14 protein-coding genes and 2 tRNA genes are annotated in these 21545 nt (G+C 61.2%); 10 read left to right on the forward strand and 6 right to left on the reverse strand.

Annotation, left to right across the window (positions count from 1 at the left end):
• Positions 1-15: 15 nt before the first annotated feature.
• The 5 genes from rpoD to rpsU all read right to left on the reverse strand — a co-directional run bounded on the left by rpoD (position 16) and on the right by rpsU (position 6668).
• On the reverse strand, positions 16-1782 hold the full coding sequence (gene rpoD, locus AC559A_RS02560) for an RNA polymerase sigma factor RpoD (RefSeq protein ID WP_028572602.1): 1767 nt from the start codon (positions 1780-1782) through the stop codon (positions 16-18).
• Positions 1782-3587 (reverse strand): DNA primase, encoded by a 1806-nt coding sequence (dnaG, locus tag AC559A_RS02565; protein ID WP_498816099.1) that lies wholly within the window; start codon positions 3585-3587, stop codon positions 1782-1784. The genes rpoD and dnaG overlap by 1 nt, the downstream gene beginning before the upstream one ends.
• A 65-nt stretch (positions 3588-3652) precedes the next feature.
• On the reverse strand, positions 3653-5998 hold the full coding sequence (locus AC559A_RS02570) for an endonuclease MutS2 (RefSeq protein ID WP_498816100.1): 2346 nt from the start codon (positions 5996-5998) through the stop codon (positions 3653-3655).
• A 23-nt stretch (positions 5999-6021) separates the two neighbouring features.
• Positions 6022-6468, reverse strand: a complete 447-nt coding sequence (locus AC559A_RS02575) for a GatB/YqeY domain-containing protein (protein WP_498816101.1) — start codon at positions 6466-6468, stop codon at positions 6022-6024.
• Positions 6465-6668: a 30S ribosomal protein S21 gene (rpsU, locus tag AC559A_RS02580; protein ID WP_028572598.1), complete on the reverse strand. Its 204-nt coding sequence runs from the start codon at positions 6666-6668 to the stop codon at positions 6465-6467. Before rpsU ends, AC559A_RS02575 begins: the two co-directional genes overlap by 4 nt.
• A gap of 387 nt (positions 6669-7055) precedes the next feature.
• Between rpsU and AC559A_RS02585 the strand changes: the two genes are divergently transcribed.
• The 7 genes from AC559A_RS02585 (at position 7056) to AC559A_RS02615 (ending at position 18112) form a co-directional block, all read left to right on the forward strand.
• Entirely contained in the window at positions 7056-9083 is a 2028-nt protein-coding gene (locus tag AC559A_RS02585) for a methyl-accepting chemotaxis protein (protein ID WP_028572597.1), read from the forward strand.
• Between the two features lie 76 nt (positions 9084-9159).
• Entirely contained in the window at positions 9160-9642 is a 483-nt protein-coding gene (locus AC559A_RS02590; protein ID WP_028572596.1) for a chemotaxis protein CheW, read from the forward strand.
• Positions 9643-9778: 136 nt separating this feature from the next.
• Positions 9779-12121 (forward strand): carbamoyltransferase HypF, encoded by a 2343-nt coding sequence (gene hypF / locus AC559A_RS02595; RefSeq protein WP_498816103.1) that lies wholly within the window; start codon positions 9779-9781, stop codon positions 12119-12121.
• 107 nt (positions 12122-12228) lie between these two features.
• Positions 12229-15822 carry an FAD-binding and (Fe-S)-binding domain-containing protein gene (locus AC559A_RS02600; protein WP_498816104.1) on the forward strand — a complete coding sequence of 1198 codons (3594 nt, stop codon included), beginning with the start codon at positions 12229-12231 and terminating at the stop codon, positions 15820-15822.
• 44 nt (positions 15823-15866) lie between these two features.
• Entirely contained in the window at positions 15867-17273 is a 1407-nt protein-coding gene (locus AC559A_RS02605; protein WP_498816105.1) for an NAD(P)-dependent malic enzyme, read from the forward strand.
• A 17-nt stretch (positions 17274-17290) separates the two neighbouring features.
• On the forward strand, positions 17291-17716 hold the full coding sequence (ruvX, locus tag AC559A_RS02610) for a Holliday junction resolvase RuvX (protein ID WP_498816107.1): 426 nt from the start codon (positions 17291-17293) through the stop codon (positions 17714-17716).
• Positions 17717-18020: 304 nt separating this feature from the next.
• A tRNA-Ser gene (locus AC559A_RS02615) sits at positions 18021-18112 on the forward strand.
• A gap of 450 nt (positions 18113-18562) precedes the next feature.
• Here AC559A_RS02615 and AC559A_RS02620 read toward each other — a convergent pair.
• Positions 18563-18639 (reverse strand) — tRNA-Arg (locus tag AC559A_RS02620).
• Positions 18640-18758: 119 nt separating this feature from the next.
• On the opposite strand from AC559A_RS02620, the gene mutT reads away from it, so the two are divergent.
• The 3 genes from mutT to metF all read left to right on the forward strand — a co-directional run bounded on the left by mutT (position 18759) and on the right by metF (position 21371).
• Positions 18759-19178 (forward strand): 8-oxo-dGTP diphosphatase MutT, encoded by a 420-nt coding sequence (gene mutT / locus AC559A_RS02625; protein ID WP_035261764.1) that lies wholly within the window; start codon positions 18759-18761, stop codon positions 19176-19178.
• 46 nt (positions 19179-19224) lie between these two features.
• Complete coding sequence (locus AC559A_RS02630) at positions 19225-20430, forward strand: type II secretion system F family protein (RefSeq protein ID WP_498816108.1); 1206 nt, start codon at positions 19225-19227, stop codon at positions 20428-20430.
• A gap of 65 nt (positions 20431-20495) precedes the next feature.
• Positions 20496-21371 (forward strand): methylenetetrahydrofolate reductase [NAD(P)H], encoded by an 876-nt coding sequence (gene metF / locus AC559A_RS02635; RefSeq protein WP_498816109.1) that lies wholly within the window; start codon positions 20496-20498, stop codon positions 21369-21371.
• The last annotated feature ends 174 nt before the right edge of the window (positions 21372-21545 follow it).

Raw genomic sequence — 21545 nt, forward strand, 5'->3', positions numbered from 1 at the left:
GCGGATTGTCGTTGATCAGCCATCATAAAATGAGCGCAGCACGTTGCTGCGGCCGGGGTGGCGGAGTTTGCGCAGGGCCTTGGCCTCAATCTGCCGGATGCGCTCCCGGGTGACGTTGAACAACTTGCCCACCTCTTCCAGGGTGTGGTCCGAGGGCTCACCGATTCCGAAGCGTTTGCGCAGCACCTGCTCTTCGCGCGGGGTCAACTCAGACAGGATTTCCGCGATCTGCTCGGAGAGCTTGGCGTTGACCACCTCCTCGGCCGGGGCCAAGGCCTTCTTGTCCTCAATGAAGTCGCCCAGGCTGCTGTCCTCTTCCTCGCCGATGGGCGTTTCCAGGGAAATGGGCTCCTTGGCGATCTTGAGCACCTTCTTGACCTTGTCCAGAGGGTAGTCCATGCGCTCGGCGATCTCCTCGGGCGAGGGGTCGCGGCCCAGCTCCTGGACCAGGTAGCGGGAGGTGCGGATCAGTTTGTTGATGGTCTCGATCATATGCACCGGGATGCGGATGGTCCGGGCCTGATCCGCGATGGCTCGGGTGATGGCCTGACGAATCCACCAGGTGGCGTAGGTGGAGAACTTGTAGCCGCGCTGGTACTCGAACTTGTCCACGGCCTTCATCAGCCCGATGTTGCCCTCCTGGATCAAGTCCAGAAATTGGAGGCCGCGGTTGGTGTACTTCTTGGCGATGCTCACCACCAGGCGCAGGTTGGAGCGGATCAGCTCCTGCTTGGCGGCCAGGGCCGCGATGTTGCCGCGCTTGGCCCGCCAGAGCACTTCTTCCAAGTCCTGGACGGTATGCTGACACTGTTCCCGCAGCCGTTCCAGGATTTCCATTTTTCCGGCCAGCATCTCCTTGAAGGAAAACAGTTCGTCCATGGTCATGTTCAGGGAGTCGGCCGCGGCCACGGGACTGATTTCGCGCTTATCCAGCCGGTCGAAGATGTCCTTGATTTCGCTCTGATTCTTGCCCACGGACAGGATGTAGGCGGAGATGTCCCGCTGGCAGTTGTGCATCTGCCGGACAAAATCCTCCACGGTCTCAATCAGCCGGTCGATGAGGGTCTTTTCCAGTTTGATGTCCCGCAAAGAGGCGACGATTTCCTCCTTGAAGGCCACGATTTCCATCTGCATCCCATGCACCCGACGATCCAAGCGGGCGCACTGGTCCAGCTTCTGGTAAACCTTGCGCTTCTTCTTGAACATGCCCCGGATTTCCTCCAGCAGGAACAACACCCGTTGGCGCTGGTTCATCTGGTCCTCGGACGGGTCGTCCTCCTCGATGGTCTTGACCACGTCCTTGAGCTTGATCCGGCCCTGCTTGAGGTCTTCACCGATCTTGACCAACTCCTCGATGACCACCGGGACTTCCACCAATGCGTAGAGCACTTCCAGTTCGCCGACCTCGATCTTCTTGGCGATATGCACCTCGCCTTCCCGGTCCAGCAGCGGGACCGCGCCCATCTCCCGCAGGTACATGCGCACCGGATCAGAGCCGCGAGGGGCGTATTCGGCGTCCTCGCCTTCCGCGAACTGGACCCCGGTCGTTTCCGTGGCCGGTGCATCATCGATTTCTTCCGTCAGGATGCCCTTGGTCACTTTGCCGGCATCAATGATTGTGATGTCCAACTGGTCGAAAATATTAATGACTTCTTCAATCTGTTCCGGGTTGCTGATCTCCGAGGGCAGGGCTTTGTTCAGCTCTTCGAAGGTCAGAAACCCCTTCTTGGTTCCTTCGGCGATCAGCGTCTTGATCTGTTGGATTTCCTTGATATTGCTCATTATGCCTCCATGGCGAGATCTTGATAAGCTTGAAGAAGCGCGGACACGCGTTGTTGGTCGCCCCGGGCTTGGGCGTCACGCAAGGCTTGCAGCATCTCTTGTTGTCGTTTCTTGAATTGATTTTTCGTCATAAATTCCTGGACTTCGGCCCAAAACGCGGCTCTTTCGGCCTGGTCCCGCTGGGGGGCTTCGGCCAGGAGCTGATAGCAAAGTCGACGCTCGGACTCTTCCAGGACGGAGTAGTCGTACCCGGATGCGTTCGCGTGGGCTTCGCGGGCGACGTTGGAAGCGTCAAAAGCGTCGGAAGCGTCGGAAGCGTCTAAGGCGCGCAACTTGTCCCAGAGCGTCCTGGCCCAGGCATCCTCCAGCACGGCGTCCAGCCCGGAAGCCGCCAGCTCAGGGCGGTACTCCGGGCAGCTTACGGCAAAGGCGAGCAGTTGGCGATCACGGGTCGTCAACCGGGGCGTGCCGGACTGGTTCGTTGAGGGCCGGTTTACTCCAGACTGAGCGACATTGGACGCGGCCTGGGATGCTGGTTGCGTCGGACGCGCGGGGCGGCCTCGGCGCAACTCGGCCTCGGACATGCCCAGTCCGGCGGCCAGCCGGGGCAGGTAGAACCCGCGCAGGTCGTCCGCCGCGACGTTTTCCAGAAAGCGGCGCACCCAGTCCATGATCTCCCTGGGAGCGTAGGTTCCGGAAACGGTCCGGACGCAGAAGTCCAGGCCGTCGCGTCCCGCGTCCAACACGGCCCGCAGGGCCTCGGGACCTTGGGCGTGCAAAAGACTGTCCACGTCCTCGCCCTGGGGCAGGGTGGCCACATGGCAGGCCAGCCCCTGACCGAGGAACATCTCCGCAGCTCGCAGCGCGGCCTTTTGTCCGGCCTGATCGCCGTCAAAAAGCAAATCCACCCGAGAACAAAACCCGCCAAGGCGCTTGACCTGCTCCGGAGTCAGGGCCGTGCCCAGCACGCCCACGGCTCCGCTGAAGCCGAATTGGTGCAGGGCGATGACGTCCAGGTAGCCTTCGGTCAACAGAGCCCGCTTGTCCCGGACAATTGTCTTTCGGGCCTGGTGCAGCCCGTACAAATGTTGGCCCTTGGTGTAGATCGGCGATTCACTGCTGTTGATATATTTCGGTTCGTCGCTGTCAATGGCCCGTCCGCCGAAGGCGATGATCCGGCCGGTCAGGTCGTGGATCGGAAACATGATCCGGCCCCGAAAACGGTCATAGACCTTGCCCCGGTCGTTGCGCACCAGCAGTCCGCAATCTACGGCCTGGTCCCGGGTGAAGCTCTGGGTCAGGAAAAATTCCTCCAGCCCGTGCCAGTCCGCCCGGCTCCAGCCGACCTGAAACGCTTCCAGCATTTCCGGGCTGACGCCGCGCCGCAGCAGATAGTCCCGAGCCGGTGCGCCCGCCGGAGAATCCAGGTTGCGTCGGAAGTGCTCCGCAGCCAGGGCGGTCATTCGCAGGACCGCGTCCCGCTCCTCCAGGTCCTTGCGCTCCTGAGGGCTCACCGGGCCGAAGTCCAACTCCACCCCGGTTTCTTTGGCCAGCTGGGTCAATGCCTGCTTGAAGTCCAGGCCGTTGATCCGGGCGTAAAAATCGATCACGTCCCCCGAAGCCTGGCACCCGAAACAATAGTAGAATCCCTGGCCCGGATTGACGTGAAACGAGGGCTTGGTCTCCTGATGAAACGGGCAGGGGCCGCTCCAGCGTTCTCCATTCGGGCGCAGTTCCAGATAGCGCTGGGCCAGTTCCACGAAATCGAGCCGGGACTTGACCCGTTGCACGGCGGTCCTGTCCATGGCCTCTCCTTGTTCTTTTCCGGCACGCCTTCCCATCAAATTGTCGTTGCCGGAAGTCGCCCGTCTTACCGCAAAGTGATCACGGTCACCCCATCACCGCCCTGGTCCTCATTGGCCACGGCATACGCGGAGACTACCGGGTGGCTCTTGAGAAATTGATGCACTTCCCGACGCAGGGCCCCGGTGCCGCGGCCATGGATGACCTCCACCTGCTCCGAACCGCGTAGCAAGGATCGGTCCAGAAAGGCGGCCAGTTCGCTGAGGGCCTCGTCGGCCCGTTGGCCGCGCAGATCCAGGCGCAGGGGAGCCGGAGCGACCTGGGCGGAGCGCAAGGTTGCAGCGACGGGGCCGGGAGGGGAAGACCCCTCTTGGCGGCCATGCGGCGCAACGTCCCGATGGGATAGCCAGAGGGACACACCTCCCAACTCGACCTTCAAGGTCTGCTTGCGCTCGTCCTTTTCCTGGACCGTCCCGGTCTTGTTCCAGGCCGGGTACGCGACCTGGTCGCCGACCTGGTAGTCTTCCCAGGTGGCGGGGGACTGGTTCTCGGACGCGTCGGCCCGTGAATTTGTCTCCAGGTGCTTGCGGGTTTCGGCCAATTCGCGCAAGGCTTGGCGCCGCGAGATTTTTTCCTCGCGCAGCCTGGCCAGCACGTCCTGGGATTGTTTTTTGATGTCCTGGAGCAGGGCCGTCTTGTCCCGGTCGAATTCGGCCCGCAGCCTGGCCTTGCGTTGACGCAGATCCGCGCGCAGTTCAGCGAGTTCGGCCAGTTCCTTCTCCCGCTCCACGGCCAGGGCGTTGAGGCGCTCCACCAGTCGGGTGGTGTCCGCCCCGTCCAGCAGCAGGTACTGTTCGGCCTTGGCCAGGATCGAAGCGGGCAGGCCGTACTCCCGGGCCACTTCCATGGCCTGGCTGGCGCCCACCTGGTCGTAGGCCAGGGTGTATAGGGGCTTGTTGGTTTTGGGATCAAAGAGCACCGAGGCCGAGCGCACGCCGTCCCGGGTCAGGGAGTAGGCCTTGAGGGACGGAAAGTGGGTGGCCACAGCGGCCCAGGCGCCTTTGTCCAGCAGGCCGTCCACCACGGCCTGGGCCAGAGCCGCGCCCTGGCTGGGGTCGGTCCCGGCCCCGAACTCGTCCAGGAGAACGAGGCTGCGGGCGTCGATGCGCTCCCAGACCGCGGCCACGTGGCTGATCTGGGCGGAGAACGTGCTCAACTGACCTTCCAGGCTCTGTTCGTCGCCCATGAACACGTGGATGTCCCGCCACAGCGGCAGGGTTCCGCCCTCGGCCGCGGTTACGGCCAGCCCGGAAAAGGCCATCACGGCCAGCAGGCCGGCGGTTTTCAGGGCCACGGTCTTGCCGCCGGCGTTGCCGCCGCTGATGATCAGGACCCGTTGGTCGCCCTTGAGCTGGATGTCCACGGGCTTGGCCGCGTGACCGGCGAGGAGCAGCAGAGGGTGTCGGGCCTGCTTGAGGTCCAGTTCGCCGTCCGGGGCAATCTCCACGGGGCGGGCCTCCATCCGGTGGGCCAAATGGACCGCGGCCAGGAGCAGATCCATGTCCGTCAGCCATTGGAAGAGGGGCCGCAACCGATCCAGTTCCTGGCGGACCAATCCGGTGAGCTGAGCCAGGATGCGGTTCTCGGCTTCCCGCTCCTCCTGTTTCAGCTCCTGGAGCTTGTTGTTGACCTCCACCAGAAACATCGGTTCGATGTAGCAGGTCTCCCCGGTCTGGGAATAATCATGGATGATCCCGGCCACCTTGCCCTTGAAATTGCTTTTCAACGGCAGGACGTAGCGGTCCGAGGAGATGGTCATGAAGTCGTCCTGCAGATAATGGCCGATACCCTGATCCGTGACGAAGTCCTTGACCCGTTTGGTGCATTGCTGATGAATCCGGCGGATTTCCTGGCGCACGGACCAGAGTTCCGGAGAGCTTTCGTCCTTGAGCCGACCGTCGTCGCCGACACAGCGTTTCAGGGCAGCGGCGGTGAGTTCCGGCCAGGAGAGAGATTCGGCCTCCAGGCGCAGGTCCGGCCAACGCGGCGCGTCCTTCGGAGCATTCGTCGGCCCATCCGTGGCGAGCAGCCCCCCCCGGAGTTCCTTGGCCGCTGCCAAAAACCGGCCCAAGGCCCACAGGGCGTCCAGGTCCAGAACGCGGGATATCTGGCTCTGGGGTTGGACATAGGCCCATACCCCGCTCACGTCCGGAAAGCCCGGGCAGTCGACCCGTGTTTCGCCGACCCAGGCCAAGGCTTGGCGCAGGCGGGATTGACGCCGGGAGACATCTTCCAGAGTCGAAGCCGGGGTTACCGCGCTCGCGGCTCGGGCCCCGGATTCGGAACGGCAACAGGCGGCCAGCGCCTCAAGGATCTTGGGAAATTCGAGAAGAAGAAGTGTTCGGGATTCCATCGCAGAATGGAACCGGGCGTGTTTTAGGAAGAAAGGCGGTTCCGCACCAGTTCGCTGACGGCCTTGCCGTCCACCCGCCCTTTGTGGGTGTTCATGATCGCCTGAATGACCCGCCCCATGTCCTTGACGGACGTGGCCCCCTGTTCAGCGACCACGGTCTTGATCAGCGCCGTCAGTTCGTCGGCGGAGAGGGGCTGGGGCTGGTAGGCGCGCAACAGTTCCAGTTCCGCGGCCTCCTTGGCGGCCAGTTCGTCCCGGCCGGCCTTGGAGTACATGTCGATGGATTCCTGGCGCTGCTTGATCTGCTTGAGCACGAGGTCGAGGACTTCGTCGTCGGTCAGGGGGCGCTGGAGGTCCACCTGACGATTCTTGGCGACCGTCTTGAGCATGCGCAAGACGGCCACCAAGTCGGTGTCCTTGTTTTTGTAAGCGGCGATGAAATCGCGTTCGATCCGCTCTTGAAGGCTCATCGTGAAGTGTTTATTTTTCGGGATTTCTTGACGGCGCGCTTGCGGGCGGCGGCTTCCTTCTTCTTCTTCTGAACGCTGGGCTTTTCGTAGTGCTGCCGCTTTTTCAGCTCGGAAAGGATGCCGGCCTTTTCCACCTGTTTCTTGAATTTACGCAAGGCAAAATCAAAGTGATCGTTTTCACTCAAAACAATTCCTGGCAAGTTGTCTTCACCTCCCGGACTCACGACGGTTAGGATTTGCGTTCGTGAGAGAAACTTTCAAAAAGAGTGTGATTATATCCAAAAGCAGGGAGGGTGGCAAGCAAAATATTTCAGTTCGTGTACAAACAAAACGACTTTCGCTGATCCCAACGGCTGGTTTGGGAGGCAAACCGTTCAGTTTACTCTGTTGTGTTTACAGGGTTGTGGCGTTGTGATATTATTCACAATGTTTAGTTGTTTTTTGGGGTCGTTCTGGCAAGAATTGTCGGCAACGGCTGGGACGGCACGTCTTCGCGCCGTTCCTGGGGTTAAAGATATTTCAAAACCGGCCGATAATCGGTTCCTAACGTTTCCATCTTGTTTTGCAGCCTGGGAGGGCTTGAAAAGATGCGTATTCCAATTTTTGGTAAGCTGATCGGCATCATCGTCCTGGCGGTTCTCCTGACCAGTGGGGTCCTGTTTTTGACCACGAACCACTATGTCACCAAAGGATTCGACGAAAAAGCTCTGGAGGAACTCGGCGGGTTCAAGGGGGCCGTGGAGGCGGAGATCAAGGATTGGGAGGTGCTGCTCGGAACCGTGGGCATGCTCTTGGCCGCCAATTTCGAGGTGCAGCACGCCATTGATGAGCACAACACCGGCTTCCTGCGCGCCCTGGCCCGAGACGTGATTGAACAAACCGGGATAGACTTTCTGACCTTTTCCGACGCCCGCGGCGTGGTTGTGTCCAGGGGGCATTCAGAAAATGTCGGAGACAGTGTTGCCGGGCAGGTTAACGTCCAAAAAGCTTTGCGGGGGCAGCCCAGCGTGGGTATCGAGCAGGGTACGGTGATCAAATTTTCGCTTCGTGCCGGGTATCCGGTAAAGATGGGAGACCGGATCATCGGCGTGGTCACGCCGGGATTCGACCTTGGAAACTTTCAGTTCGTCGATGAGCTGAAACAGCGCTTCGGCGTGGAAGCCACGATTTTCGAGGGCGACACTCGGCTGGCCACGACCATCATGCGCGACGGACAGCGGGTCGTGGGCACGAAGATGGACAATCAGAACGTGATTTCCACGGTGCTGCGCCAACAACAGACATTTTTCGACCGAAATCTGATTCTGGGGCGAAACTACGATACGGCCTATTGGCCACTGATCGACGCGACGGGTAACGTGGGCGGCATGTTTTTCATCGGGGTCGAGCGCAGCGTCATCGAGCAGGCTCAAAGCAGCATTTTGACGTCCATTTTGCTGGTCAGCGTGATTATCGGCGCGGTGATGATCGCCGTCGGCGCGGTTTTCGCCCGGACCTTGTCCGGCCCCATCGGACGCGCCACCAGTTTTGCTACCTTGGTGGCCCAAGGTCGACTGGATGAGCAGCTGGACATCAAGAGCAAGGACGAAATCGGCACATTGGCCCAGGCCTTGAAAACCATGGTGGCCAACTTGAAGGCCAAGATCCAAGAGGCCGACGACAAAGCCGAGGAAGCCGATCGCAAGGCCCATGAATGCAACCTGGCCACCCAGGAGGCCGAGGAAGCCAAACGCCAGGCCGAGCAGGCCAAACGAAACGGCATGCTTCAGGCCGCAGGGAGCATTGAAGGCGTGGTGGAACAAATGACGTCTGCCTCCGAGCAGCTTGCCGCCCAGGTGGAGCAGGCCAGCCGCGGATCCGAGGAGCAGCGCGCCCGGACCGGGGAGACGGCCACGGCCATGGAGGAGATGAACGCCACTGTCCTGGAAGTGGCCAAGAACGCCTCCCAGGCCGCCGAGGCCTCGGATATGGCCCGGACCAAGGCGGTGAACGGCGCGGACGTGGTCAGCGCCTCAGTCAACGCTATTAACAAGGTCCAGCGGCAGGCCGGAGCAATGAAGGAGAACCTGAATGACCTGGGCCGGCAAGCCGAACAGATCGGGCGGATCATGAACGTGATCGAGGATATCGCGGACCAGACCAACCTGCTGGCCCTGAACGCGGCCATTGAGGCGGCCCGTGCCGGAGACGCGGGCCGAGGGTTCGCCGTGGTGGCCGACGAGGTGCGTAAGCTGGCCGAGAAGACCATGAACGCCACCAAGGAAGTGGGCGAGGCCATCTCCGCCATTCAGCAGGGTACCCGGAACAACATTCAGGGCATGGACCAGTCCGTGGTCGCCATAGAGGAAGCCACCCAATTGGCCAACAAGTCTGGCGAAGCCCTGAAGGAAATTCTGGTCTTGGCCGAGCAGGCCGCGGATCAGGTCCGATCCATTGCCACGGCCGCGGAACAGCAGTCCGCCACCAGCGAGGAGATCAACCGTGGAGTGGAGGACATCAACCGGATCGCTTCGGAAACCAGCGAGGTCATGAACCAGTCGGCCCAGGCCATCTCCGAAGTGGCCAGGCAGGCCCAGGAGCTGCAAAATCTTGTCCGGGAACTGAAGAACGTTTAGTGTTGCCGGTCTGCTTTTCAGCTGATAGATAGTTCCGAACAGTCACTGAGCCGTTCACCGCTTAGGGAGAAATCGTATGCAAGAACATTATGCCCGGCAGGAAAAGGACAGCGCCCTGCTCCAACTGGTCACCTTTCACATCGGCGACGAAGAATTCGGGGTGGAGATCCTCAAGGTCCAGGAAATTATCCGGATGATGGGCATCACCCGGGTGCCCAAGGCCCCGGATTTCGTGGAGGGTGTGATCAATCTGCGCGGCAAGGTCATCCCGATCATCGACCTGCGCAAACGCTTCGGTATGGCCGCCCAGGACCACGACAAGCACACCCGGATCATCGTCATCGAGATCAACTCCGTCATCATCGGCTTCGTGGTGGATTCGGTGTCCGAGGTGCTGCGCATTCCGGCGAACACCGTGGAACCGCCACCGCCGATCATCTCCGGCATTGAGTCCGAATACATCAGCGGGGTGGGCAAGCTGGCCGACCGCCTGCTGATCCTGCTGGACCTGGACCGGCTGCTGAGCAAAGGCGAGCAGAACATGCTCTCCGGATTGTAGGACGCCGCCATCTTCACCGACTTTTCTTTCCCTCCCCCGTGCCCCGAGGCGGTTTGTTCCGCCTCGGGGCTTTTTTGATCTCGTCCTGAAGGATGTTTTTTCGGGCCGGACCGCCAAAATCGCCCCACCCGCACCCATGCATTCCTTAACGCGTCATCGTCTCGTGGTCACCGGCCAGGTCCAGGGCGTGGGCTTCCGGCCCACGGTGTACAAGCTGGCCCTGGGGGCCGAGTTGACCGGGTTCGTCCGCAACGCTCCCGAGGGTGTGATCATCGAGGTTCAGGGACCGGACGCCACGACCTCCTCCTTCGGCGACCGGCTCCGACAAGCCCTGCCGCCCTTGGCTCGGATCACCTCGTTGCATACCGAACGGATCGTGCCCCAACCGGACGAAGCGGCCTTCCGGATTCTGCAAAGCACGGCCGGAGATGGCCACCAGGTGCTCATCAGCCCGGACACGGCCACCTGCGCGGATTGTCTGCGGGAGCTGTTTGACCCGCGAGATCGCCGTTACCGCTATCCCTTCATCAATTGCACCAACTGCGGGCCGCGCCTGACCATCACCCGGAGCATCCCTTACGATCGGCCCATGACCTCCATGGCTTGCTTCCCGCAGTGCCCGCAGTGCCTGCGGGAATACGAAGACCCGTTGGATCGCCGGTTTCATGCTCAGCCCAATTGCTGTCCGGTCTGCGGGCCGCAAGTCTGGCTGAGTTCGCCGACCGGGGAGCGTCTGGCCGAGGGGAGTGAGGCGATAAGCGCGGCGGCCACAGGCCTGGCAAAAGGGAAAATTCTGGCCGTGAAAGGGCTGGGCGGATTTCATCTGGTCTGTGATGCGGGCGACGACGCGGCCGTGGCCGAGTTGCGACGGCGCAAGCAGCGCTGGGAAAAACCGCTGGCCGTGGTGGCTCCGGACCTGGAAACCGCCCTCAGGGTGGTGGAGGCGGACCCGGTGGAGCGGGAGCTTCTGTTGTCCGCCCAACGGCCCATTGTACTCTTACAGCGCCTGACCTCCGCCGCTGGGCCGGCGCTCTCAAAGCATCTGGCCCCGGACACGGATCGCCTTGGGCTGATGCTTCCCTACACGCCCCTGCATCATGTCCTGCTGGACGCGTTTCGGGAAGCGGCCGGGCCAAAGCGGCTCCCGATCCTGGTGGCGACCTCCGGCAATCTGAGCAGCGAACCCATCGCCCTGGGCAACCGGGAAGCCCTGGAACGTCTTGCGCCCTTGGCCGATCTGTTCCTGCTCCACGACCGGGACATCCTGATCCGTTGCGACGATTCGGTGCTGCGCGTGAACCGGGAAACAGGGCGGCCTGAAATGCTCCGGAGGGCCAGGGGATACACGCCGTCGCCGATTTTTTTGAACCGCGGCGGTCCGTGCGTGCTGGGGCTGGGGCCGGAACTCAAGGCCACGGTCTGTCTGGCCAAGGGGGATCAGGCCTTTGTCAGTCAGCATATCGGGGATTTGACCAACCTGGAAACGTTTTCCTTTTATCAGGACACCATCAGCCACCTGCGATCCATTCTGCGGGTCCAGCCCGAAATGCTGGTCGCGGACCTGCATCCGGACTACATGAGCACCGGCCATGGCAAGGAGCTGAGCGAGCGGCAAGGAATGCCCCTGGCCCAGGTGCAGCACCATGTGGCCCATATCCTCTCGGTCCTGGCCGAGAATCGGCACGAGGAGCCAAGTCTGGGGCTGGCCCTGGACGGGGCCGGGCTGGGCACGGATCGGACCATCTGGGGCGGCGAGGCCCTGTTGGTGGACCCGCAAAGCGGAGAGTTCAACCGCGCGGGCCACTTCACGCCGGTGGCCCAGCCCGGCGGCGAGACCGCGGCCCGGGAACCATGGCGCATGGCTAGAAGCTACTTGTGGAGCATCGGGATCACGGTCCCCGGAAATCGGCCCTGGCCTTGGCTGGATGAACACACCCAGGCCGACGCCTTTGTCGGGACCATGCTCCAAAAAGGGATCAACTGCCCGACGACCACCAGTTGCGGTCGCCTGTTCGACGCCGTGGCCGGCCTGCTCGGCCTGAAGCACGTCATGGCCTATGAAGGACAGGCCGCGATTATCCTGGAGCGGGTTCAAGACCTCGACGATCAGGCCACGCCTTACGTCTGCCCGGTGCTGGCCGACCGTGATCCGGTGCGGCTGGATACCCTGCTGCTGTTTCGTCAGGTCCATGCGGACTGGGAGACCGGGGTGCCGATAGGGGCTATCAGCCGGCGCTTTCATCTGGGCCTGATCCAGGGGCTGGCCGAGCTGGCGGCCATGCTTGCCCAGCGATCCGGTACGCGCACCGTGGGCCTGAGCGGCGGGGTGATGCAGAACGCCACCCTGAGCACGCTGCTGCCCCCAGCCCTGTCCCATCGCGGCCTGATTCCCCTGGTTCACGCCCACCTCCCCCCCAACGACGCCTGCATTTCCCTGGGCCAGGCCATGTACGGCAAAATCCTGCTCCAGCGCGGCTGATCACGCCGTACTTTCTTGCTTTGAATCGCGAAAAAGGCCGCCTTGTGTTTCCATGGCGTCTTGACTAACATTTCTTCTTTTTCGCCTTTTTCAAGTTGGTACCCATCATGACCCAGCGCGGACCCCATCTTTCCGTCCCCCATATTCGTCTTCTGCCCCGAGTTTTCAATCTGACCCAGGACCAGGTCGAGTCCTGGCCGGAAACCGTGCGCACCCTGGCCGTGGACCTGGCCGCCGAGCTGTTTCTGCTGCGCTACAACCCGTTCATCCCCCAGGAAATGGTCCGTCGCAGCGTGGACAACCAGTTGGCGGTCATCGTCCCGTCTCTGGCTCCGGAGTACGCCACGGCACTGCAAGAGGCCGTGGAGCATTTTTGGCGGGACTACGAAGCGGAGCAGACGTTCAAGCAGAACCTGATCAAGCGCCTCCGGCAGTGCCTGCCGGAGGAGTGCGTCAACAATCATCCCAACGCCCTGGTGGAGTGTTCCACCGACGCCACGGACCTGCGCTTGGAACTGCCCTTGCTCGTTCTGGCTCCGGAAAACACGGAACAGGTTCAGTGCATCATCCGGTTGGCCAATGAGCTGGAGTTCAGTCTCGTGCCCCGGGGGGGCGGCTCCGGCCTGACCGGAGGGGCCATTCCGGCGGGTCGAAGGACGGTGATTCTCAGCCTGAGTCGGATGAAGGCCGTCTTGAACATCGACGTTCAGGAAAAGGTCCTGTGCGCCCAGAGCGGGATGATCACCCTGAACGCGATTCAGGCCGCGGCGGCCCAGGGGTTGCTGTTCACCGTGGACCCGGCTTCCAAGGCCGCCTCATCCCTGGGCGGAAACATTTCCGAGAACGCCGGCGGACCCTTTGCCTTTGAGTACGGGACCACCCTGGACAACCTTCTCAGCTACGTGATGGTCCTGCCCAATGGAGAGCGCATCGAGGTGCGCCGCAAGGATCATCCCCGGCACAAGATTCTGCCTCAGGAAACCGCGGTGTTCGAAATCCTGGACGACCAGGGCCGGGTCACGGAATCCATTGCCCTGCACGGCGGGGACATCCGGGGCGCGGATCTGGGCAAGGACGTGTCCAATAAATTTTTGGGCGGGCTGCCGGGCATTCAGAAGGAAGGCGTGGACGGGGTGATCACCGAGGCCTGCTTCACCCTGTATCCCCAGCCGGCCTTCTCCCGGACCTTGTGCCTGGAATTTTTCGGACGGAGCATGCACCCGGCCATGCTGGTGATCAATGACCTGGTGGGGATGCGCGACACCATCCGGGAGCAGGGCGACCTAGTCAAAATGTCCGCTTTGGAGGAGTTCGGGCCGAAGTACGTCCAGGCCATCGAGTACCAGAAAAAATCCTCCCGCTACGAGGGCGACCCCATCTCCGTGCTGCTGATCCAGATGGATTCCGACGACGAAGCGGCCCTGGGCGAGGCCGTGGACATGGTGGTGGACATTGTCGGGCCGTACGAAAACGTGGAGGTGTTTACGGCCATGGACGCCCGACAGGCCGAGGTGTTCTGGGAGGATCGACACCGCCTGAGCGCCATCACCCGCCGGACCAGCGGATTCAAGATCAACGAGGACATCGTCATCCCTTTGAAGGTGATTCCGGAGTTTTCCGACTTTCTGGAGCAACTGAACCTGCGCTACCTGGCCAAGGCGTATCGCAAGGCGCTTCAGGAAGTGGGCGGCCTGGACGGGCTGCCGGACAGCGACGAGTTCGTGGAGATGGAACTGGACTACTGCGCCCGGATCCTGCGCGGGGAGATCTCGGCCAAGGAGCTTTCCGACCAGGAGTTCGAGATTCAGACCCAGTTCTTTTTTCAGGATCTGCGCAACCGCTATCCCCGCCGGCAAGCCCAGCTGGACGCCATCCTCTCCCGGATGCGCGGGACCCGGGTCATCGTGGCCAACCACATGCACGCCGGGGACGGCAACTGCCATGTGAACATCCCGGTGAACTCCAACGACCCGCACATGCTGCACCAGGCCGAGGAAGCGGCCGGCGAGGTTTTCAAAAAGGTCCTGGAACTCAAGGGCGCGGTGTCCGGGGAGCACGGCATCGGGATTACCAAGATCGCCTTTCTGCCCGAGGAAAAGATTAAGGCCCTCAAGGCTTACAAGGCCAAGGTCGATCCCGGGAACATCATCAATCCCGGCAAGCTGACCAGCCGGGAGCAGCTGGTCCAGCCCTTCACCTTTTCCTTTAACCGTCTGATTCAGGATCTGCGCCAAAGCGGCCTGCCGGAGCGGGCGCGGCTGATCAAGCTGCTGACCAGCATCCAGACCTGCTCCCGGTGCGGCAAGTGCAAGCAGGTCTGCCCCATGTATCTCCCGGAAAAGGGGCTGTTGTTCCATCCCCGGAACAAGAACATCAGCATGGGGGCGATGATCGAGGCGGTGTTCTACACCCAGCTCCAGTCCGGACAGCCGGATCAGCGTTTGCTCAAGGAACTGGGACGGTTGATGGAGCACTGTACGGGCTGCGGCAAATGCATGTCCGCCTGTCCGGTGAAGATCAACACCCCGGATGTGATTCTGGATTTGCGCGGCTATCTCAAAGGCAAGGGGGCGGACGGCCATCCGTTCAAGAACCGCATCCTGGACTATCTGGCCAAGGACCCGGCGTGTCGTTTGCCCCGAGCGGCCAAGTTTCTGGCCGTGGGCCAGGCCATCCAGAACACCGCCGTGGGGCTGATCCCCTCGAAGTGGCGTCGACGGGCCGAGAGCCCGCTGCTCCAGGGCAAGGGGCCGAGCATGGAGATGAAGAACCTGTCTGAGAGCCTGAACCTGGCCAAGGGCAGCGTCTTTCTCCCGGCCGGCAACGGCGGCTCGATCCCGAACAAGGAAACCGTACTCTATTTTCCCGGATGCGGCGCCGGACTGTTTTTCCGTTCCATCGGCCTGGCCACCATCTCCTTGCTCCTGGACGCGGATTGTCAGGTTATCCTGCCCGAAGCGCATCTGTGCTGCGGGTATCCGCTGTTGGCCAGCGGCGGCGAACAGGCCTTCGGGGCCAACCGGGAACGAAACATCGCCGCGTTGAACCGCCTGCTGAACAGGGTCAGAGCCCAAGGCTTCACGGTTTCCCACGTGATCACGGCCTGCGGCTCCTGTCGGGAAGGGCTGCGCGACTACAATCTGGCTTCGTCTTCGGGCCCGGCCCTGGAGCACCAGGACGCCTTGCAGTTTCTCCTTCAACGCATAAGTCAGAAACAGGGACACAAGCAGGCCCAAAAACAGAACAGATCGCTGATCCAATCTCTCCAGGCCGGTGGTTCGCGCGAACTGCTTTATCACGCCGCGTGTCACGCCGAATGGTCCGGGGTGGAGGGCGTCAAGGCGGCCAGAACCTATGCCGAATCCCTGAGCAAGCTCCTGGACGCCAAGGTCCGCGTCAGCCCGCACTGCTGCGGAGAGAGCGGTCTGGGGGCCATGACCTCCCCGGCCATCTACAACAAGCTGCGCCGGCGCAAGATCGACCAGTTGCGCACGGACATCAGTCAGGTGGATTCCCCAGAGCCGATCCTCGTCGGATGCCCGTCCTGCCGCATCGGGCTGACCAGATGCCTGAACGAACTGGGACGCCCCCGGGAGGTCCGGCACACCGTCGAATACCTCGCCTCCCTGCTCGGCGGCCCGGACTGGGAAAAGAACGCCGTCAAACGCATCACTCAGGCCCGGTTTGTTCCGGAGCGGTGAGACGGTATCATAATAACCATTTAGCAAGAGGAGCCTTACTCACCATGAGCACCCATTTTTCCGCAAGTTACAGTTTTACCATGGATATCCGGCTGGAGAAGAAGCAGGAGAATCGCGTTCTGCTGTTGGAGACCTTGGGCCGTGAAGGCGCGCGCTTGGTCCAATTTTTCCGTGTGGGCGAAGACGGGGAGGCCGAGGAAATTTCGTTGGAGTTCTACGCCACGTCCGTGGAACACGGGGAAAAGGTGGTCGCCGCGGTGCAGGCCCTGCCCTGCGTGCTGGATTCCTGGGCCACGGACACGACCATGGCCATTCACGACGGCGGCAAGCTGGAAATCGCGCCCACGTTATCGGTGGACAACGCGGACGAGCTGGCCATGGCCTATACGCCCGGCGTGGCCCGGGTTTGCCAGGCGATCCAAAAGGATCCGGAGCGGGCCTTTGACCTGACCATCCGTCAGAACTGCGTGGCCGTGGTTTCCGACGGCACCGCGGTTCTGGGGCTGGGCAACATCGGGCCCCTGGCGGCCATGCCCGTGATGGAAGGCAAGGCCGTGCTGTTCAAGGCCTTTGGCCGGGTGGACGCTTTCCCGCTGTGCGTGAAGACCACGACCCCGGAAGAACTGATCGACTTCGTGGAAAAGGTCGCTCCGACCTTCGGCGGAATCAACCTGGAAGACGTGGCCGCGCCCAATTGCTTCATCGTGGAGCAGGAACTGAAGAAGCGCTTGGACATCCCGGTGTTCCACGACGACCAGCACGGTACCGCGGTGGTGGCCTTGGCTGCCCTGCTCAACGCCCTGAAGCTGACCGGCAAGAAGATTGAGGATCTCAAAATGGTGGTCAACGGGTTCGGGGCCGCCGGAGTGGCCTGCGCCAAAATGTTCGCCGAGGCCGGGGTGAAAAACATCATTCCCTGCGACCGCACGGGCGTGGTCTATCGCGGCCGGACCAAAGGCATGAACCCGGTCAAGGAAGAGTGCGCCCGGATTTTCAACCCGAACAACGAACAAGGCTCTCTGGCCGACGTGATCAAGGGCGCGGACATTTTCGTGGGCGTATCCGGACCCGATACGTTGAAACGGGAGGACGTGCTGAAGATGGCCCCCAAGCCGATCATCTTCGCCATGGCCAACCCCATTCCGGAGATCCTGCCCGAGGAAATAGCGGACCTGGATTGCCTGATCGCCACCGGTCGCTCGGACTACCCAAACCAGATCAACAACGTGCTCTGCTTCCCCGGCATCTTCCGGGGCGCTCTGGACTGCCGGGCTTCGGACATCAACGAGGCCATGAAGCTGGCCGCGGCCCAGGCCATCGCGGATTGCGTGGACGACGAACAACTGGCCCGGGGCGTGATCATCCCCAGCGCCTTCCATCCCGGGGTGGCCGACGCCGTGGCCGAACGGGTGGAACAGGCTGCCCGGGATTCCGGAGTTGCCAGAATATAACCGCAGCCGGATTCCCAATGCGTGCGCTGGGCATCGACTATGGTATAAAGCGGGTGGGCTTGGCCCTGAGCGACGGCCTGGGGCTTCTGGCCCACCCCTATGCAACCCTGGAGCGGACCACCAGAGAACAGCTGTTTGCCGACCTGCTGGCCATCGTGGCCAAGGAAGGCGTCCGGACCATCGTGCTTGGACTACCCCAGGCCCTGAACGGCCAGGAAACGGAAACCACCCGCCAGGTCCGCAATTTCGCTGAAAGCCTGCGTCGTCGGACGGACGTCCCGGTGGTATTCCAGAACGAAGCCTTCAGCTCGGTGGAGGCTGAGCGCAACCTGCGCGACGGGGGCCGTCGCGGCCGTAAGGTCAAGGCCGTGCTCGACCAGCAGGCCGCCGTGGTCATCCTCAACGACTACCTGGAATGCTCCAGACAGTCTCAACTCCCATGAACCTGATCGGAAAAGACAAGGAGGCGTCATGGAAACCATTCTGTCCTCGATATTCATCATCCTGGTGGTAGTCGTCTTCGCGTTCATCATGCGCAAAGGCGGCGGTTTTTCCGGCTGAGGTCCGGCCAACAAGGGCTGCGGTACGCAGCCGAAGAATCCGGAGCCGGCGCAAGGGAAGTCCAAAAAGCGACGAAAGCAGTATTGACGGGCGCTAAGCGGCTTCAGGAACCATGTTGCAATATTCGAGTCAAAAAACACTTGCCAAGTTCCGAACAATTCTTTAGGTAATCTCTTTTTTCAAGCAGGAGAGGTGTCCGAGCTGGCCGAAGGAGCACGATTGGAAATCGTGTGTGCGCTAACCCCGTACCGAGAGTTCGAATCTCTCCCTCTCCGCCATTACCGCTGACGTCAGCCCCCGGAAACGGGGGCTTTTTTTTTGGCCAAATGGCCCCCAGGTGCCTCGCCAAGCGCTCCAGAATTTGTCCGGGCAAGTCGCAATGCCCCGGCTTTCTTTCCGTTCGGACACTCTTGAAATCTACTTCGCCATGGCCGGTTCGCCCTCCAGGTAGGTTTTGACGGCACGGTCATTTCCCAGCATCATCAGCACCAAGAGTTTTTCACGCAGCGACGTGGTTCGGTCCATGCGATACCGCATCAAAGGCGTGCAGGTCGGATACAGGACGACGAAGTTCGCTTCCTTGCCCTTGGAAAAGTTCCGGATGCAGCTTTCCAGACCCAGCTTTTTTTTCTGGCTCGCTAGGCGGGTTTTTAAGCCGTTTTTTGGCAATCTTTTGACAAAAAAACAAAAAAGGGCTTAGGCGTTATGCCTAAACCCTTAATTTTCTTTGGTGCGCCCGGAGAGATTCGAACTCCCGGCCTGCGGATTCGAAGTCCGACGCTCTATCCGGCTGAGCTACGGGCGCATGGGAGTTGTTTAGGTTGTCCTGGTTGGGGCGTCAAGAGATGTTTTGATTGGTGAAGTTGAGAGTTGGGTTTGGTCGTTCTGGTCAAATGCGGTCTTTTGGGCTAATCGGTGGAATTCATGACGGTATGGAAGGAAGAGGCGGCTCCCTTGCGGGTCGTGGCGGGAATTGTCTGGCACGGTGACCGGTACTTGGCCGTGCGACGACCGGAAGGCAAGCATATGGCCGGATACTGGGAGTTTCCCGGAGGCAAGATCGAAGCCGGGGAGACGCCGGATCAGGCATTGGCGCGGGAGTTGCGTGAGGAATTGGGAATTTGTGTCGCGGATTCCCGCCTTTGGCGGGATAGAGTCCACCGGTACCCGGATTTGCATGTGCACGTATTTTTTTACATGGTAAACGCGTTTCAGGGGGAGCCCCTCCCCCGTGAAGGCCAAAGTATGGCCTGGGTGACGCCGGCGGAAAACGCGTTGCCGTTTTTGCCGGCCGACCTGGGTGTCGTGGCGGAGTTGGCCGCGATGTTCGGACCGCGGAGCTGACACAGGACTGTGCCCGGGCTGCCGGGTACGGATCAGGAGCGCTGGAATGGCCATATTTCTGTACAAAGGTCGCAACAAGCTGGGTCGGAGGGTCAAGGGCGACTTCGACGCCCCGACCTTGGAAATGGCTGAAAACGCCTTGCGTCGGCGGGGATTCACCCAGCTCAAGGTCAAGCCCAAACCCAAGGATCTGCTGGAGGGCACCTTCCTTGAGGGGAGAATCTCCGACCGGGACATGGTCATTTTCAGCCGCCAGTTCTCCACCATGATCAACGCCGGGGTGCCCATCTTGCAGTCCTTGCAGATCATGTGCGAACAGACGGAAAACAAGCTGTTGCGGCGGGTGCTCTACACGGTCCGCAATGACATCGAGGGCGGCAGTTCCCTGTTCGACGCCATGCGCAAGCATCCCAAGGTTTTCACGGACCTCTACGCCAACATGGTCAACGCCGGCGAGGCCGGGGGCGTTCTGGACGTGATCCTGTTGCGTTTGGCGGATTATCTGGAAAAAGCGGCCAGACTCAAGGCCAAGGTCAAGTCGGCCATGGTCTATCCGGCCGTGGTGGTCACCGTGGCCGTGGCGGTCATCGCCATCATTCTGATATTCGTCATCCCGACCTTTGAAACCATGTTCGCGGATTTCGGCGCGGCCCTCCCGCTGCCGACCCAGATCGTGATCAACATGAGCCGTTTCACCCAGGACAATATGCTGTACATATTCCTGGGAGCCGTGGCCTTTGCGATCATCTTCAAACGGCTGTATCGCATCGAGCGGGTCAAGATCATGGTGGATTTCTGGGTCCTGACCCTGCCGGTGTTCGGTCCGTTGCTGCGCAAGGTGGCCGTGGCCAGGTTCGGACGTACCTTAAGCACCATGGTTTCCAGCGGGGTACCCATCCTTGGGGCCTTGGACATCGTGGCTAGGACTTCCGGGAACAAGACCGTGGAGCGCGGTGTCCTGGAAGCCAAGAAAAGTATCGCCGAGGGCCAAACCCTGGCCGACCCCCTGGAAGCCACGGGCGTTTTTCCGCCCATGGTGGTCCAGATGATTTCCATTGGAGAAACCACGGGGAACCTGGACCATATGCTGGCCAAGATCGCCGACTTTTACGACAACGAGGTGGATGTGGCCGTGGAAACATTGACCTCGCTGCTGGAGCCGATGATGATCGTCTTTCTGGGGGTCGTGGTGGGGGGACTGGTGGTGAGCATGTATTTGCCCATTTTTCAGATCGGCGAGACCATCATGTAGCTGCTGGCGGGTAAGCCGAAGTTTTCAATCACTGATCACGTGCTGAAACAGACTGGAGTACAATCGTGAAAATCAAGGATTTGCTGGAACGACCCGAACGGTCGAGAATTTCCCTGGAATTTTTTCCTCCCAAGGACCGGGCCTTGTGGCCGAAGTTTTTTGATACGGCCCAGCGGCTGCGAGCCCTGGACCCGCTGTTCGTCTCCGTGACCTACGGAGCCGGCGGCAGCACCCAGGCCGCCACGTTGGAGATCGTGACCACCTTGAAACGGGATTTCAGCATGGAGCCCATGGCCCATCTGACCTGCGTCGGGGCCTCCACCCAGGTTCTGCGCTCGTTTCTGGACGATCTGATCCGGGCCGAGGTAACCAACGTGATGGCCTTGCGCGGCGACCCGCCCCAGGGAGAGACCGCGTTCGTCCCATCGGACGACGGATTCAGTCACGCCTCGGACCTGGTCCGGTTTATCGCCGCGGAATATCCGGGCATGGGCGTCGGGGTGGCCGGGTACCCGGAGGGACATCCCGAAGCCGTCGGCCTGAAGGAGGATCTGGATTTCCTGAAAATGAAGCTGGATCTGGGCGGAGACTTCGCCGTGACTCAACTTTTCTTCGACAACGCCAGCTATTGGAAGTTCGTTCAGCGAGCCCGTGAAGCCGGGATCGCCAAGCCCATCCTGCCGGGGATCATGCCCATTTTCAGCTTGAAGTTCATTCAGCGGATCACCTCCATGTGCGGCGCGACCCTGCCGCCAGCTTTCCTGCGGGATCTGGAGCAGGCGGACGCCCGAGGCGGAGACGCGGCGGTTCAGGAAGTGGGCATGGCCCATGCCGCTGCCCAGATCCAGGATCTCCTGGACAACGGCGCGCCGGGGGTTCATTTGTACACCATGAACCGATCCGACGGATGCCTGCGGATTATGGAGCAGGTCCGGCGCTGACAGCGTTCGTCGCAATTCGTAACGGAGCATTGGAATCAAGGTCGAAATCGAAATCGCTATCGAAATCGAAATCGAAATCGAAAGCAAGAAAAACAAGAACCGCGTTGTGAGACCATCGATTGCGATTGCGAGCACGTCTATTCGTGGCCTGTTGATCGCAAAACTGAATACAAT

The sequence above is a fragment of the Desulfonatronum zhilinae genome (assembly GCF_900182865.1).
In the GTDB taxonomy this organism is placed as follows: domain Bacteria; phylum Desulfobacterota; class Desulfovibrionia; order Desulfovibrionales; family Desulfonatronaceae; genus Desulfonatronum; species Desulfonatronum lacustre.

Bases quoted from the DNA above. Each gene is read 5' to 3' on its own strand.
- AC559A_RS02600 (WP_498816104.1), top strand. From the start codon at position 12,229: ATGACCCAGCGCGGACCCCATCTTTCCGTCCCCCATATTCGTCTTCTG.
- rpoD (WP_028572602.1), bottom strand. From the start codon at position 1,782: ATGAGCAATATCAAGGAAATCCAACAGATCAAGACGCTGATCGCCGAA.
- ruvX (WP_498816107.1), top strand. From the start codon at position 17,291: ATGCGTGCGCTGGGCATCGACTATGGTATAAAGCGGGTGGGCTTGGCC.
- mutT (WP_035261764.1), top strand. From the start codon at position 18,759: ATGACGGTATGGAAGGAAGAGGCGGCTCCCTTGCGGGTCGTGGCGGGA.
- AC559A_RS02575 (WP_498816101.1), bottom strand. From the start codon at position 6,468: ATGAGCCTTCAAGAGCGGATCGAACGCGATTTCATCGCCGCTTACAAA.
- AC559A_RS02605 (WP_498816105.1), top strand. From the start codon at position 15,867: ATGAGCACCCATTTTTCCGCAAGTTACAGTTTTACCATGGATATCCGG.
- AC559A_RS02590 (WP_028572596.1), top strand. From the start codon at position 9,160: ATGCAAGAACATTATGCCCGGCAGGAAAAGGACAGCGCCCTGCTCCAA.
- AC559A_RS02570 (WP_498816100.1), bottom strand. From the start codon at position 5,998: ATGGAATCCCGAACACTTCTTCTTCTCGAATTTCCCAAGATCCTTGAG.
- dnaG (WP_498816099.1), bottom strand. From the start codon at position 3,587: ATGGACAGGACCGCCGTGCAACGGGTCAAGTCCCGGCTCGATTTCGTG.
- AC559A_RS02585 (WP_028572597.1), top strand. From the start codon at position 7,056: ATGCGTATTCCAATTTTTGGTAAGCTGATCGGCATCATCGTCCTGGCG.
- AC559A_RS02630 (WP_498816108.1), top strand. From the start codon at position 19,225: ATGGCCATATTTCTGTACAAAGGTCGCAACAAGCTGGGTCGGAGGGTC.
- hypF (WP_498816103.1), top strand. From the start codon at position 9,779: ATGCATTCCTTAACGCGTCATCGTCTCGTGGTCACCGGCCAGGTCCAG.